This is a genomic window from Mycobacterium sp. Panama NTM2, assembly GCF_054355555.1.
Genome location: NZ_CM135953.1, coordinates 4,610,591 through 4,624,459, shown reverse-complemented (window position 1 = coordinate 4,624,459; position 13,869 = coordinate 4,610,591). Strand labels below are relative to the sequence as shown.

General features: G+C 69.3%; 13 protein-coding genes. 8 read left to right on the top strand and 5 right to left on the bottom strand.

The window, feature by feature from the left end:
- Positions 1-4 precede the first annotated feature (4 nt).
- From ACXYX3_RS22160 to ACXYX3_RS22145, 4 genes are read left to right on the top strand one after another with little or no spacing between them, the layout of a single operon-like run.
- Positions 5-1,201, top strand: a complete 1,197-nt coding sequence (locus ACXYX3_RS22160; protein WP_241203458.1) for a cation:proton antiporter — start codon at positions 5-7, stop codon at positions 1,199-1,201.
- A gap of 10 nt (positions 1,202-1,211) precedes the next feature.
- Positions 1,212-3,518: a phosphoribosylformylglycinamidine synthase subunit PurL gene (purL, locus tag ACXYX3_RS22155; RefSeq protein ID WP_458609028.1), complete on the top strand. Its 2,307-nt coding sequence runs from the start codon at positions 1,212-1,214 to the stop codon at positions 3,516-3,518.
- A complete protein-coding gene (locus ACXYX3_RS22150; RefSeq protein WP_458609027.1) occupies positions 3,515-5,230 on the top strand; it encodes an alpha/beta hydrolase in 1,716 nt (571 codons plus the stop codon). Before purL ends, ACXYX3_RS22150 begins: the two co-directional genes overlap by 4 nt.
- The gene (locus tag ACXYX3_RS22145; protein ID WP_458609026.1) at positions 5,230-5,853 is read left to right on the top strand and encodes an Rv0804 family intramembrane glutamic endopeptidase; all 624 of its coding nucleotides are present in this window, start codon (positions 5,230-5,232) and stop codon (positions 5,851-5,853) included. Before ACXYX3_RS22150 ends, ACXYX3_RS22145 begins: the two co-directional genes overlap by 1 nt.
- Here ACXYX3_RS22145 and ACXYX3_RS22140 read toward each other — a convergent pair.
- Positions 5,843-7,039: an MCE family protein gene (locus tag ACXYX3_RS22140; protein WP_458609025.1), complete on the bottom strand. Its 1,197-nt coding sequence runs from the start codon at positions 7,037-7,039 to the stop codon at positions 5,843-5,845. The genes ACXYX3_RS22145 and ACXYX3_RS22140 overlap by 11 nt on opposite strands.
- Positions 7,040-7,055: 16 nt before the next feature.
- On the opposite strand from ACXYX3_RS22140, the gene ACXYX3_RS22135 reads away from it, so the two are divergent.
- Both ACXYX3_RS22135 and purF read left to right on the top strand, forming a co-directional pair.
- A complete protein-coding gene (locus tag ACXYX3_RS22135) occupies positions 7,056-7,448 on the top strand; it encodes a sterol carrier family protein (protein ID WP_458609024.1) in 393 nt (130 codons plus the stop codon).
- 122 nt (positions 7,449-7,570) lie between these two features.
- Positions 7,571-9,124 (top strand): amidophosphoribosyltransferase, encoded by a 1,554-nt coding sequence (gene purF / locus ACXYX3_RS22130; RefSeq protein ID WP_458609023.1) that lies wholly within the window; start codon positions 7,571-7,573, stop codon positions 9,122-9,124.
- A gap of 17 nt (positions 9,125-9,141) precedes the next feature.
- Here purF and ACXYX3_RS22125 read toward each other — a convergent pair whose 3' ends face one another.
- Positions 9,142-10,110: an NAD(P)H-binding protein gene (locus ACXYX3_RS22125; protein WP_458609021.1), complete on the bottom strand. Its 969-nt coding sequence runs from the start codon at positions 10,108-10,110 to the stop codon at positions 9,142-9,144.
- A gap of 76 nt (positions 10,111-10,186) precedes the next feature.
- A complete protein-coding gene (locus ACXYX3_RS22120) occupies positions 10,187-10,636 on the bottom strand; it encodes a cupin domain-containing protein (protein ID WP_458609019.1) in 450 nt (149 codons plus the stop codon).
- A 35-nt stretch (positions 10,637-10,671) separates the two neighbouring features.
- On the opposite strand from ACXYX3_RS22120, the gene ACXYX3_RS22115 reads away from it, so the two are divergent.
- Both ACXYX3_RS22115 and purM read left to right on the top strand, forming a co-directional pair.
- Positions 10,672-11,289, top strand: coding sequence for a DUF2461 domain-containing protein (locus ACXYX3_RS22115; protein ID WP_458609018.1), 618 nt, complete (start codon positions 10,672-10,674; stop codon positions 11,287-11,289).
- A 42-nt stretch (positions 11,290-11,331) separates the two neighbouring features.
- A complete protein-coding gene (purM, locus tag ACXYX3_RS22110) occupies positions 11,332-12,405 on the top strand; it encodes a phosphoribosylformylglycinamidine cyclo-ligase (protein WP_458609017.1) in 1,074 nt (357 codons plus the stop codon).
- A 25-nt stretch (positions 12,406-12,430) separates the two neighbouring features.
- On the opposite strand, the gene ACXYX3_RS22105 is transcribed toward purM, so the two are convergent.
- The gene (locus ACXYX3_RS22105; RefSeq protein ID WP_335332929.1) at positions 12,431-12,610 is read right to left on the bottom strand and encodes a DUF3073 domain-containing protein; all 180 of its coding nucleotides are present in this window, start codon (positions 12,608-12,610) and stop codon (positions 12,431-12,433) included.
- Positions 12,611-12,751: 141 nt separating this feature from the next.
- Positions 12,752-13,837, bottom strand: coding sequence for a CAF17-like 4Fe-4S cluster assembly/insertion protein YgfZ (gene ygfZ / locus ACXYX3_RS22100; RefSeq protein WP_458609016.1), 1,086 nt, complete (start codon positions 13,835-13,837; stop codon positions 12,752-12,754).
- Between the last annotated feature and the right edge of the window lie 32 nt (positions 13,838-13,869).

The window sequence follows — 13,869 nt, the reverse complement described above, 5'->3', positions numbered from 1 at the left end:
CCGTGTGCTGATCTCGTTGATCGCCTTTTCGGCGGTGTTCGCCGCGTGGGCGCTCGGGGCGGGACGGCTCGAACGGGCCCGGCTGACAGCACCGATGGTGCTGATATGCGCCGGCGTGGCCGCCGGCTTCACCACCTCCGACGCCCTGGCCGTCGCGCTCAACGCCGACGTCGCCCAGCACGGCGCCGAGATCATCCTCGCGGTCCTGCTGTTCGTCGACGCCACCGACGTCCGCGGTGGACTGTTCGGCCGGGAGCCCCGCGCGGCGCTGCGCATGCTGTTCCTCGCCATGCCGTTGAGCCTTGGGCTGGCAGTGCTGCTCGGCGCGTGGATGCTGCCCGAGCTGTCCTTCGCGGTGCTCTTGGTCATCGCGTGCGCGGTGGTACCGACCGATTTCGCACCCGCGGCGACCATCCTGCGGGACGCCCGGGTGCCCGAACGGGTGCGCAACGTTCTCAACGTCGAAGCCGGCTACAACGACGGCATCGTCGCCCCCGTGTTCCTGTTCGCGCTGACGCTGGCGGGGAGTGACGTCCGCACCGAGACGCCGCTGCGCGCGCTGGGCGCGGCGGTGCCCGAGGCCCTGACGGCGATCGTCCTCGGCGGCGCGGTGGGCGCGCTGCTCGCGCTCGCGATCAACGGCGCCACCCGGCGCGGCTGGATGACGGGTCAGAGCGTGCGGATGATCTTGGTCACTGCCCCGATGCTGGCCTACGGTCTGAGCCTCGCGTTCGACGGCAACGGATTCGTCTCGGCGTTCGTCTGCGGAATCACGTTCCACTACCTGCGGCACTCCCCGGCCTGGCACGAGGAACTGGAGTTCGTCGACGACATCGGCTTCCTGCTGTCGGCGATCATGTGGTTCGTCGTCGGCGCGGTCGCCGTCCTCGCTGTCGAGCGCGGAGTGTCCTGGCAGACCGTGGTTTTCTGCCTGCTGGCGCTGACCCTCGTCCGCGTGCTCCCGGTCGCGGTGGCGATGCTGAGATCGCCGTTCTCGTGGCGGGAACGCATGATGCTGGCCTGGTTGGGTCCACGCGGAACGTCGACCATCGTGTTCGGGCTGCTGGCCTACAACGTGCTCGACGGGGCCGAGGAACACGACGCGCTGGCGGTCATGGTGGTCGTGGTGCTCGGCAGCGTCGTGATCCACGGGCTGATCGCGCCGTCTGCCGCGGCACGCTGGTCGCGCGCTGCGAACTAGACTGTCCGGCGTGACGTCCGGGCTCACCCACGAAGTCGACACGGTCGACCACGCCGCTTCCACCCCCGATCAGCCGCAGCCGTTCCGCGAGCTCGGCCTCAAGGACGACGAGTACGCGCGCATCCGCGAGATCCTCGGCCGTCGACCGACCGACGCGGAACTCGCGATGTACTCGGTCATGTGGAGTGAGCACTGCTCCTACAAGTCCTCGAAGGTGCATCTGCGGTACTTCGGTGAGACGACCACCGCGAAGATGCGCGAAGCGATGCTCGCGGGCATCGGGGAGAACGCCGGCGTGGTCGACATCGGCGACGGCTGGGCGGCGACGTTCAAGGTCGAGTCTCACAACCACCCCTCCTACATCGAGCCCTACCAGGGCGCAGCCACCGGCGTCGGCGGCATCGTCCGCGACATCATGGCGATGGGGGCCCGCCCGGTCGCGGTGATGGACCAGCTGCGCTTCGGTGCGGCCGACGCCCCCGACACCCGGCGCGTGCTCGACGGCGTGGTGCGCGGTGTCGGCGGCTACGGCAACTCGCTCGGGCTGCCCAACATCGGCGGTGAGACGGTCTTCGACGCCAGCTACGCGGGCAACCCGTTGGTCAACGCATTGTGTGTGGGCGTGCTGCGCACCGAGGATCTCAAGCTCGCCTTCGCCTCCGGCGCGGGGAACAAGATCATCCTGTTCGGTGCGCGCACCGGCCTCGACGGCATCGGCGGCGTGTCGGTGCTGGCGTCGGAGACGTTCGGAGGCGACGAGTCAGGCGCGGGCCGCAAGAAGCTGCCCAGCGTGCAGGTCGGAGACCCGTTCACCGAGAAGGTGCTGATCGAGTGCTGCCTCGAGCTGTACGCGGCGGACCTCGTGGTGGGCATCCAGGATCTCGGCGGTGCCGGATTGTCCTGTGCGACATCGGAATTGGCGTCGGCCGGCGACGGCGGCATGCGCGTCGAGCTGGACCGGGTGCCGTTGCGTGCGGCCAACATGACTCCGGCGGAGATCCTGTCCAGCGAGTCGCAGGAGCGCATGTGCGCCGTCGTCGCCCCCGAGAACGTCGACGCGTTCCTCGCGGTGTGCCGCAAGTGGGACGTGCTCGCCACGGTGATCGGCGAGGTGACCGACGGCGACCGTCTCGAAATCACTTGGCACGGCGAGACAGTCGTCGATGTGCCGCCGCGAACGGTCGCCCACGAGGGGCCCGTCTACGAGCGGCCGGTGGAGCGCCCCGACACCCAGGACGCGCTCAACGCCGACACCTCGGCGGCGCTTCCCCGACCGTCCACCGGCGACGAGCTCCGCGCGACACTGCTCGCGATGGTCGGCAGCCCGCACCTGTGCAGTCGCGCATTCATCACCGAGCAGTACGACCGCTACGTGCGGGGCAACACCGTACTCGCCGAGAACGCCGACGGCGGAGTGCTCCGCGTCGACGAGGAAACCGGCCGCGGAATCGCGATCTCCACCGATGCGTCCGGCCGCTACACCGCGCTGGACCCGTACACCGGTGCCCAGCTCGCGCTGGCCGAGGCCTATCGCAACGTCGCGGTCACCGGCGCCACCCCCGTCGCCGTGACCAACTGCCTCAACTTCGGCTCGCCCGAGGACCCGGGCGTGATGTGGCAGTTCTCGCAAGCCGTCCGCGGTCTCGCCGATGGTGCTGCGGTACTGGGCATTCCGGTCACCGGCGGCAACGTCAGCTTCTACAACCAGACCGGCACCACGCCGATCCTGCCGACCCCGGTCGTCGGCATCCTGGGCGTCATCGACGATGTGAAGCGGCGCATCCCCACCGGGTTCGGCACCGAACCGGGAGAGACGCTGATCCTGCTCGGCGACACCCACGACGAACTCGACGGCTCCATCTGGGCGCAGGTGACCGCCGATCATCTCGGCGGCGTGCCGCCCCGGGTCGACCTCGAGCGGGAACGTCTGCTGGCCGAGGTGCTGACCGCAGCCTCCCGCGACGGTCTCGTCTCCGCGGCGCACGATCTGTCCGAGGGCGGGCTGATCCAGGCTGCCGTCGAAGGTGCCCTGACCGGCGAAACCGGTTGCCGCCTCATCGTTCCCGACGGGTCGGACCCGTTCGTGTTCCTGTTCTCGGAGTCGGCGGGCCGGGTGCTGGTGGCGGTCCCACGCACCGAAGAGAGCCGATTCACCGCGATGTGTGAGGCCCGCGGGTTGCCGGCCACCCGGGTCGGTGTGGTCGACCAGGGGCCCGAGGGTGGCGAGCCCTCTGTCGAGGTACAGGGGCTGTTCACAGTGAGCCTGCAGGAGTTGCGCCAGACGTCGGAAGGTGTGTTGCCCGGGTTGTTCGGGTGACCTCGTCGGAGTCCACCCCACATCCCCTCTATGTCTGGGCGTGGGGCCTGCTGCGGCTGGACTTCACCGGCATCGCGTTCGCCGCGCTGTTCTTCTGTCTGTCCCTGACACCGTCACTGCTGCCGAGGGACTGGCTGTTCCAGGGACTGATCGGCGGGATCAATGCCGCTATCGGTTACGGCATCGGAGTGTTCCTCGCGCGCATGGCGCGCCGGTTCGTGCTCGCCGGCCGATCCTGGTGGCCGCCGTCGCTTGCGGTGTCCTCGGCGCTGAAGACCGGAACCGTGGTGCTGTCACTGCTGGCCTGCGTGCTGATGGTGATTCCGGCCGCCGGCTGGCAGCGCCAGGTGTCGGCGTTGATGGGCCTGCCCGGACCGAGCACCGCGAGTTATCTGCGGACCCTGGTGCTCGCCGCGGTCATCGGCGGCGTGTGCGTCGCGGTCACCCGTGTGCTCATCGACCTGATCCGAACGTTGGCTCGCTACCTGATCCGGCGATGGCGCATCTCCGACGAACTCGCGCTCTTCGTCGGCACCGCGATCGTGGTCGTGCTGGTGCTTACGCTGGTCAACGGTGTGCTGCTGCGGGGGTTCCTGGCCGGCGCCAACCGGGTCTTCCAGCCCCAGAATGACACCACGATGGCTGGCATCAGCCAACCGCGGGTGCCGCAGCGATCGGGCAGCCCGGAGTCATTCGCGCCGTGGGACACGCTCGGGTACCAGGGGCGCAGCTTCGTGGCCACCGGGCCGAGTGCGGCCGAACTCACCGCGATCAACGGCAGACCCGCCAAAGAGCCGGTCCGCGTCTACGTCGGGCTGGAGACCGCCGACACCGACGAGGCCAGGATGGCGGTGCTGCTCAGCGAGCTGGAACGCAGCGGCGCCTTCGAGCGCCAGGTTCTGGTGATCGCCCCCACCACCGGTACCGGGTGGATCAATCCGGTCGCCGCGCGCTCACTGGAGATGATGTACAACGGTGACACCGCGATCGTCGGATCGCAGTACTCCTATCTGCCGAGCTGGATTTCGTTCATCGGCGATCAGCGCAAATCGGTGGAGTTCGGCCGCATGATGATCGACGCCATCCACGACCGCTGGGCGAGCTTGCCGCCGCAGCGACGCCCGCGACTGCTCCTCTACGGCGAGAGCCTGGGCTCGATGGCGGGCCAGGGTGCCTTCGACTGGCTGCCCGACATCTCCCGGATGGGATTCTCGTCGGTGCTGTGGGTGGGGCCGCCCAACGCCAGCTCGCTCTGGCACGAGATCACCGTCCGGCGAGACCCCGGAACGCCGGAGGTTCACCCTCGCTATGACAACGGCCGCACCGTTCGGTTCTCGATGGGCAGCGATGCGGCCCAGATCGCCCGCGACGCCGCAGAACCGTGGGAGGGCACCAGAGTGCTGTTCCTGCAACACCCTTCGGACCCGATCGTCTGGTGGTCGCAAGATCTCCTGTTCAGCAGACCCGACTGGCTGGCCGAGCCGCCGGGGCGCGACCGGACGGCCTCCATGCGGTGGTACCCCATCATCACGTTCTGGCAGGTTGCCGCCGACATGACCAACGCGTCGTCGGTGCCCGGCGGGCACGGTCACAACTACGGCGACTACATCCTCGACGGGTGGGTCGCGGTGGCACCGCCGCCGGGGTGGACGCCTGCCGACACCGAACGGATCAGGATGGCTCTGCAGCGCACCGGGCCCGAGGACGGATAGTGAACCGCGAACGCGGCCAAGCATTGTCGCTTGCCGCACTGCTTCTCGGCTGGAGCGTCGTGGCCCCACGGATTCCGCGACGCTGGTATCCCGCACCGCATCTGTTGCTGGGCGCCGCCGCCGCGGCGTCGACCGGTGCCCCGCTCGGTCTGCGCCCGCCCGCGCTGACACAGGGTCTTCGGTGGGGGAGTGCCGCCGCCACCACTGTCGTTGCGGCAGTGGCACTGTCGACGACGCTCGGCTCGGTGCGCGCGGGGATTGCGACCCGTACACCCCCTTCGTCGCCCGCGAGGTGGCTCCTGCTGCACATCCCGCTCGGCACCGTATGGTCCGAGGAGGCGGCCTTTCGCGGCGCGCTGGGCCACGCGGCCGTGCGCGCATTCGGTGTCGCCCGCGGACGCTGGTTCACCGCGGCGGTGTTCGGCCTTTCCCATGTCCCCGATGCCCGCGCGGCGCAGGATTCGGTGCCGGCGACGGTGCTGATCACCGGGGCGGCCGGCTGGATCTTCTCCTGGCTTCGGGACAGATCCGGAAGCCTGGCGGCGCCGATGCTGGCCCATCTCGCGGTCAACGAGGCCGGAGCCGTTGCGGCCGTGGTGTTGTCGCGACGGATCACGGATTGATCGTGTACTCGCCGACTTGTCTGCCCCATACGTAGTCGGTCAGCAACGGCTGCCCGAGCTCGAGATGGTTGTAGGGCGCGAGATTGAACCCGGTGTCCATCACCAGATAGGGGTTCGGCCACAGGTCCCGGGTGATCTTCTGCCAGCATCCCGGCCTGCCCTCGGGACCTCCCCGCGCATTGACGCGCGGCAGGTTGTCCGGATAGACGAACGGATTCCCTGCGCCGGTGATGGTGCCCGCCGCGCGCAGCGAATATCCGTTGTCACCGCCGAGCACGCGGGTGATCTCCGGGGCCACCTCGGCGTAGTTGCGAACCGTGCAGAACATCATGCCGCGGTAGTCGTCGAGCAACCGTGAGGTGGGCAGCAGATCGGCCGCACCCCGAATCAGGTACGGGCCACCACGATCCAGCACCGACGTCGCGGGATCGGCGAAGCCGACCGCTGCCATCAACGCGGCGTCGACGTCGCCCGTGCCGGCGGACAGCGTGCGCGCGGTGGTGACCGCGGAGGCGAGTCCGTCCAGGAGATCCGGTGCGGCAGCCGCGTATATGTCGGCCAGCTCCCTGAAAGAGCGCACGTCAGCCCGCCACTGCGGCATCAGGTCGTCGAATTCGGCCAGGATGCGGTTGCCGTTCTCCAGCGACGCACCGAACCGGTCGCCCAGCCCGGTCAACGCCTCGGCGGTCGCGCTCAGCGTCTGATTGAGCTTGACCGGGTCGACCTGCTCGGCGATCGCAGTGACCGTCTCGAACAGCGTGTTGAATTCCGTCGTCACCGCGTCGGCGCGCAGCACGCTGCCGTCGGAAAGCCGTTGCGCCTCGGGCTGTGCCGGTGACATCAACGAGATGTACTTGTTGCCGAACACCGTCGTCGCCCGGATCTCGGCGCTTGCGTTGGCCGGGATGACACCCATCACGTCGGGATCGATGTCCAATGTCAGGCGGGCGCCTCCATCGGTATCGGACGCGATCTGCGCCACCCGGCCGATCTCGACGCCGTTGAACGTGACCTTGGCACCGCGCTCGACGACGAGCCCGGCCCGGTTCGAGAGCAGCGTCACCGTCGAGTACGCGGTGAAGTCCCCCCGGAACTGCAGGAAGAGGACCGCGCCGAAAACGGCGAGCACCGCGAGCATCAGCGCGCCCAGCCGCCGGTAGGGCGGTGCGTCCGGGGCTGAAGACACTTTGAGAACCTAGATCATGGCCGTTCGCCGTGCGCTCGATCCGGAAAAGACCCGCGCCGCCGTCGCCGCGGTGGCGGACTGGCTGCGCGATGAGCACGCCGAAACCCCGCCGCGCCCTAAGGTGGCCGACGCGGTGCGGGCGACGGCCAGGACGCTGGCGTCGGTCGCCCCCGGTGCCTCTGTCGAGGTGAGGGTGCCGCCGTTCGTCGCCGTCCAGTGCGTCGCCGGCCCGCGTCACACCCGCGGCACCCCGCCCAACATCGTCGAAACCGACCCGCGCACCTGGCTGTTGCTGGCCACCGGTCTGCGCACGCTCGACGACGCGGCCGTCACCGGCGCACTTCAACTGTCCGGGTCACGGGCTCGGGAGATCGCCGCGGCGCTGCCGTTGCTCGCGTTGCCGCAGTGACCGGGGAATCGCCGCGCGGCCACAGCGGTTGTCGACTACGGCGCGGCGAGATTCCGCGTTTGACAGCGGTTGACCGTAGACTGGCCACCGTCACCCACCGCCCCTAGGGAGCAGCGCCGATCGTGACCGCCGAGCAGCCCGCCCAGCATGAGAACGAGCCTCGAGAAGAGTGCGGAGTCTTCGGAGTCTGGGCACCCGGCGAGGAAGTGGCCAAACTCACGTACTACGGCCTGTATGCCCTGCAACACAGGGGCCAGGAAGCAGCGGGCATCGCTGTGGCCGACGGCTCCCAGGTGTTGGTCTTCAAGGATCTCGGGCTGGTCAGCCAGGTCTTCGACGAGCAGACACTCGCCGCGATGCCCGGTCACGTCGCCGTCGGACATTGCCGGTACTCCACCACCGGCTCCACCACGTGGGAGAACGCCCAGCCGGTGTTCCGTAACACCGCCGCAGGCACCGGCGTGGCCCTGGGACACAACGGCAACCTGGTCAACACCGCCGAGCTGGCCGCCCGCGCACGCGCCCGCGCACGCGACGAAGGCCTGATGAGCAACCGCGGGGCGGCTGCGGCGACCACCGACTCCGACATCCTGGGCGCCCTGCTGGCACACGGCGCGGCGGATTCCTCGCTCGAGCAGGCCGCACTGGAACTGCTGCCGACGGTTCGTGGCGCCTTCTGCCTGACCTTCATGGACGAGAACACCCTCTACGCTGCCCGCGATCCCTACGGCGTGCGGCCGCTCTCGCTCGGCCGGCTCGACCGCGGCTGGGTGGTCGCGTCGGAAACCGCCGCGCTCGACATCGTCGGCGCCTCGTTCGTCCGCGACATCGAACCCGGTGAGCTGCTGGCCATCGACGCCGATGGCGTGCGGTCCACGCGATTCGCCAATCCGACGCCCAAAGGCTGCGTGTTCGAGTACGTCTACCTGGCCCGGCCCGACAGCACGCTCGTCGGCCGCTCGGTGCACGCCACCCGCGTCGACATCGGCCGCCGGCTCGCCCGGGAGAGCGCCGTGGACGCCGACCTCGTGATCGGTGTGCCCGAGTCCGGGACCCCGGCCGCCGTCGGCTACGCGCAGGAATCCGGCATCCCCTACGGCCAGGGCCTGATGAAGAACGCCTACGTCGGCCGTACCTTCATCCAGCCGTCGCAGACCATCCGCCAGCTCGGTATCCGGCTCAAGCTCAACCCGCTCAAAGACGTCATCCGTGGCAAGCGGCTGATCGTCGTCGACGACTCGATCGTGCGGGGCAACACCCAGCGGGCCCTGATCCGGATGCTGCGCGAAGCCGGTGCCGTCGAGGTTCACGTACGCATCGCCTCCCCGCCGGTGAAATGGCCGTGCTTCTACGGCATCGACTTCGCCACGCCGGCGGAGCTGATCGCCAATGCGGCCAACGCCGACGGCGCCGGCGAGGAGATGCTCGACGCGGTCCGCCACGCCATCGGCGCCGACACGCTGGCCTACATCTCGCAGCAGGGCATGATCTCGGCCACCGAGCAACCCGCCTCGCGCCTGTGCTCGGCCTGCTTCGACGGCAACTACCCGATCGAACTGCCGGGTGAGACCGCGTTGGGCAAGAACGTCATCGAGCACATGCTGGCCACCGCCGCACGTACCGGCATTCCGCTGACGTCGGAGAACGACAACGCCTCGGCGCTGCGCCGCCCGTAGAGCCGACGCCGCGAGAGTTATTGCGGCGCGACTTTGCTGAACCGCAGCAGGTGCCTGCGTCCCGTGTGATCCTCCTTCAGGGCGGCCACCACGGAGTCGCGGTACGAGGTCAGTCCTGCCGCCGGCGGGGGGATCACCGCGTCGATGTCGTGCTCGTGGCAGATCGCGTCGCATTCCAGCGACTCCACCAGCGGACGCGCGAGCCCGGCCTTGATCGGCGTCACCAGACCCACCCAGTGGCTGGCGATCGTCGGCGTCAGGAACGGCAGGACCACCATCACGCGGCGGCGCAGCCCCGCGACGTCGGCGTAGGTCTGCATCGCGTCGCCGTACTCCATGACGTCGGGCCCGCCCACATCCCACGTGCGTGACTCAGGAACGTCGGCACTGGCCGCTTCCGCGAGGTAGTACAGCGCGTCGTCGATCGAGATCGGCTGGATCTTGTTGTGCACCCACTTCGGTGTCGTCATCACGGGCAGCCGGTCGGTGAGATGACGCACCATCTCGAAGGACGCGGAACCCGACCCGATCACGATGCCTGCCTGCAGCACCACCGTCTCGATCGACGAGGCCAGCAGGATCTCGCCGACCTCCACGCGCGACCCCAGGTGGCGCGACAGGTCGACGCCCTCGGGATGCAGACCGCTCAAGTAGACGATGCGGCGTACCCCTGCCTTCTCGGCGGCGGTCACCACATTGCGCGCGGAGCGAGCCTCCTCGGAGACGAAATCCTTCGACGTGCCCATCGAATGCACCAGGTAGTAGACGACGTCCACACCCTCGAACGCCGCCTCCAGCGAGTCCGGCTTGGTCAGATCACCCGCGGCCACCTCGATCTGGTCGCGCCACGGCGCGGAATCCAGCTTCGCCGGCTTGCGTGCCATCGCCCGCACCGCATGTCCCCGTCCGAGCAGCTCGGGCACCAACTGCCCGCCGATGTACCCGGTCGCACCCGTCACCAGGCACTTGATCTGCTCAGTCGACACCTGCACTCCGTTCGTCGCCGACACTCGAGAGGTCTTCGGTGCCGATACCGGGCTAGATTGCCCGCAAACGGGCGGCTTAAGCAGCCCCGGGCATTCGGCAGCCCGGATCAGCGGCGTCGACCACCAGCGGGCGATCGGGCGGATCGGCAGGATTCGCGTAGAGCACCCACATCACCAGCGGTTCCGTGCCCTCGTTGCGTCCCTCGTGGACGTAGCCGGGCCCGCTCGCCTCGGTGATCGTCGATCCCGCCGGATACACCCCGTCGACCGTGCAGTCCGCGCGGTAGTGCGTCAGCGTGCCGGACCGCACCACACCGAACACGTCGCCGGGATGGAAGTGCCAGCCGGTGGCGCCGCCCGGAGCGATGGTCAGCAGCTTGGCGACGTAGTGGCTGCCGCCGGCCGTCGAGTCCGACAAGGTGACCGCCTCGACCCCGGTGCCCGGCGTGGCCGCCGCCCCGCCCGGCGCGGCGAGCAGTGCCGCCAGCGCCGCAATCGTCGCGCCCCAGTGCCGCATCCATCCCATGGGCAAGCAGCATCGCACAGCGTCACAATGACGCCATGGCGTTTCGCGGATGGCCGATCGAGGGGGTCGAGTTCTACGAGGGCCTCGAGGCGGACAACTCCAAGGTCTACTGGCAGGACCACCGGGAGACCTACGAGCGGTACGTGAAGGCGCCGACGGAGGAGTTGCTGGCTGAGCTCACCGACGAATTCGGGCACGGCACGATGTTCCGGCCCTACCGCGACGTGCGGTTCAGCACCGACAAGAGCCCGTACAAGACCACCTGCGCGGCCCGCATCGGCGCTGGTTACGTGTCCTTCTCCGCCGAGGGGCTGTCTGCGGGCAGCGGGCTGTACATGCCCGACTCGGCGGCCCTGCAGCGCTTCCGGTCGGCCGTGGCCGACGAGGATTCCGGCGCCGACCTGGCCGACATCGTCGCGCACCTGCGCCGCGCCGGCTACCAGATCACGGCGCACGACGTGCTCAAGACGGCGCCGCGAGGCTATCCCGCGGACCACCCGCGCATCGAGCTGCTGCGGCACAAAGGCATCGCCATGATCAAGAGTTGGCCCGTCGGCGCCTGGCTGGGCACCTCGAAGGCCAAGGACCGCGTGGTCACGACGCTGCGCGCGGCGGTGCCGCTGGAGCAGTGGCTCGACCGCCACGTCGGCTAGCGCCGTACCGGCCGTCGTGGCCGAGCGGTAGCCTTATGGCCGATGACCGATCGCGCCGAACAACACGGCATTTCCTACGCGTCGGCAGGGGTCGACATCGAAGCAGGCGACCGCGCCGTCGAACTGTTCAAACCCCTCGCCAAAAAGGCGACCCGACCTGAGGTCCGAGGCGGCCTCGGTGGGTTCGCGGGCCTGTTCGCCCTCCGCGGCGGCTACCGCGAACCCCTGCTGGCGTCCTCGACCGACGGGGTGGGCACGAAGCTCGCCGTCGCCCAGGCGATGGACAAACACGACACCGTGGGCATCGACCTGGTCGCCATGGTGGTCGACGACCTGGTGGTGTGCGGGGCCGAACCGCTGTTCCTGCAGGACTACATCGCCGTCGGACGCACTGTGCCCGAACGCGTCGCCGAACTCGTGGCCGGCATCGCAGAAGGCTGCGTGGCAGCCGGGTGCGCCCTCCTCGGCGGGGAGACCGCCGAACACCCCGGGCTGATGGCACCCGACCACTACGACATCTCCGCGACGGGTATCGGTGTCGTCGAGGCCGACGACGTGCTCGGCCCCGACCGGGTCCGCCCCGGTGACGTCGTGATCGCCATGGCCTCGACCGGCCTGCACTCCAACGGCTACAGCCTGGCCCGGCACGTGCTGCTGGAGATCGATCACATGAACCTGGCCGGCCACGTCGAAGAGTTCGGCCGCACCCTGGGCGAAGAGCTGCTCGAGCCCACCCGCATCTACGCCAAGGACTGCCTGGCGCTGGCTGCCGAAACGCAGGTGCGCACGTTCTGCCACGTCACCGGCGGCGGATTGGCCGGCAACCTGGAACGGGTCATCCCGCCGGGCCTGGTCGCCCACCTGGATCGGGGCACATGGACCCCGGCGCCGGTGTTCGGCATGATCGCCCAGCGCGGCCGCATCGAACGCGTCGAGATGGAGAAGACGTTCAACATGGGCGTCGGGATGGTGGCCGTCGTCGCGCCGGAGGACACCGATCGCGCGCTGGCCGTCCTGACTGCTCGTCACCTGAGCTGCTGGACCCTCGGAACCATCGAGAAGGGCAGCAAGGACGCGTCACGAGCTGTGCTCGTGGGCCAACACCCCCGATTCTGACCGGGGGAGCCGGACGTACCGGCGGCTACGGCCGCCAGTCGTCCTCGTCTACCCAGCGATCATCCGATGGCACGTCGCCGCCGAGGCGGTCGTCGTCTCCACCGGCCAGCTCGCGCTGAAGCCGCTCGAAATCGGTCTGCGGTGAGCTGTACTTGAGCTCACGAGCAACCTTGGTCTGCTTTGCCTTTGCCCGGCCGCGGCCCATGGGGGAACCCCCTCGCGCAATAACGGAGCGGCCTAATTGCTAGGCGGCTCCGATCTGAGTGTGTCTATTGTCCTGCCGACACTTTACCGTGCCGAACGCCGCGGCGCTGGCAGGCCCCGTTTTGCTCGGGTCGCGGGTATGTCACCGCGCGGCGCCGCGCAGCCTGTCGACCGCCAATCGGCCTGCTCCTGCCACATCGGCGGCCGGTAGCGAGTCAGGATCGATGGCCGCCGACACCGCCACCTCGCCGCCGGTCACCAGTTCGGTGTCCGCCGGCAGGCCCCGCTTGAGCAGTGCCAGCGCGATCGGACCCTCGTCCACGTGCTCCACGACGGTGCCCACCCGGCCCACGGCGCGCCCGCCTGCCAGCACCGGGTCGCCGGTGGCCGGGCGATCGGTGGCACCGTCGAGGTGCAGGAGCACCAGCATGCGCGGCGGCTTGCCGAGATTGTGCACCCGCGCGACGGTCTCCTGGCCCCGGTAGCAGCCCTTGTCCAGGTGCACCGCCGAGCCGATCCAGCCCACCTCGTGCGGGATCGTCCGGTCGTCGGTGTCGACGCCCAGACGAGACCGCAGCGCCGCCACCCGGTGCGCTTCGTACGCCCAGACCCCTGCACGCCGCACCCCGGCGGCCTCCAACCGCTTCAGATAGGAATCCGCCTGGTCGCGCGGTACGACGAGGTCGAACTCGTCGGCGGTGCCCGCCAACACGCGTAGGAACCCGCCCTCCGGCAGGGGGATGGCCGTGCCCGGGACCGGCAGCGCCGGCACACTCAGGGCCGCCAGCACTGCCGCTCCGGACACCTCAGGACCCAGCAGCGACAACACCGCCAGGTCCGACGAGTCCACCACGACGTCAGCCCAGAACACCATCCTGCGGAGGAAGGCCTGCAGCGGCTCGCCCCGCCACGGTTCGGTGTCGAGGATCGTGACGCCGTCGAGCTGTGTCTGCACCCAGTGATCCTCGACCCGCCCTTGGCCGTCGAGGCTGAGATTCTCCGTCACCGCACCGTCGGGCAGATCACTGACGTGCTGGCTGGAAATCGTGTGCAACCAGCTCCTGCGCTCCGCTCCGGTGAGCTGCAGCACGGCGCGGTGCGACCGGTCCACCACGATCGCCGCGCGCGCCGCCGCGCGCTGCTCGCCCAGCGGATCGCCGTAATGCCAGACCGCGCCGGCGTCGGGCCCGTTCTCGGGCGCTGGGACAGCGGAGGTGTGCACAGACATGCCACAACTCTACGAGCCTGCGGCTTTCCGGC

Coding starts and splice junctions, on each gene's coding strand:
- ACXYX3_RS22120 (WP_458609019.1), bottom strand. CDS start 10,636: ATGGGATGGATGCGGCACTGGGGCGCGACGATTGCGGCGCTGGCGGCA.
- ACXYX3_RS22115 (WP_458609018.1), top strand. CDS start 10,672: ATGGCGTTTCGCGGATGGCCGATCGAGGGGGTCGAGTTCTACGAGGGC.
- ygfZ (WP_458609016.1), bottom strand. CDS start 13,837: ATGTCTGTGCACACCTCCGCTGTCCCAGCGCCCGAGAACGGGCCCGAC.
- purM (WP_458609017.1), top strand. CDS start 11,332: ATGACCGATCGCGCCGAACAACACGGCATTTCCTACGCGTCGGCAGGG.
- ACXYX3_RS22135 (WP_458609024.1), top strand. CDS start 7,056: ATGGCCGTTCGCCGTGCGCTCGATCCGGAAAAGACCCGCGCCGCCGTC.
- ACXYX3_RS22105 (WP_335332929.1), bottom strand. CDS start 12,610: ATGGGCCGCGGCCGGGCAAAGGCAAAGCAGACCAAGGTTGCTCGTGAG.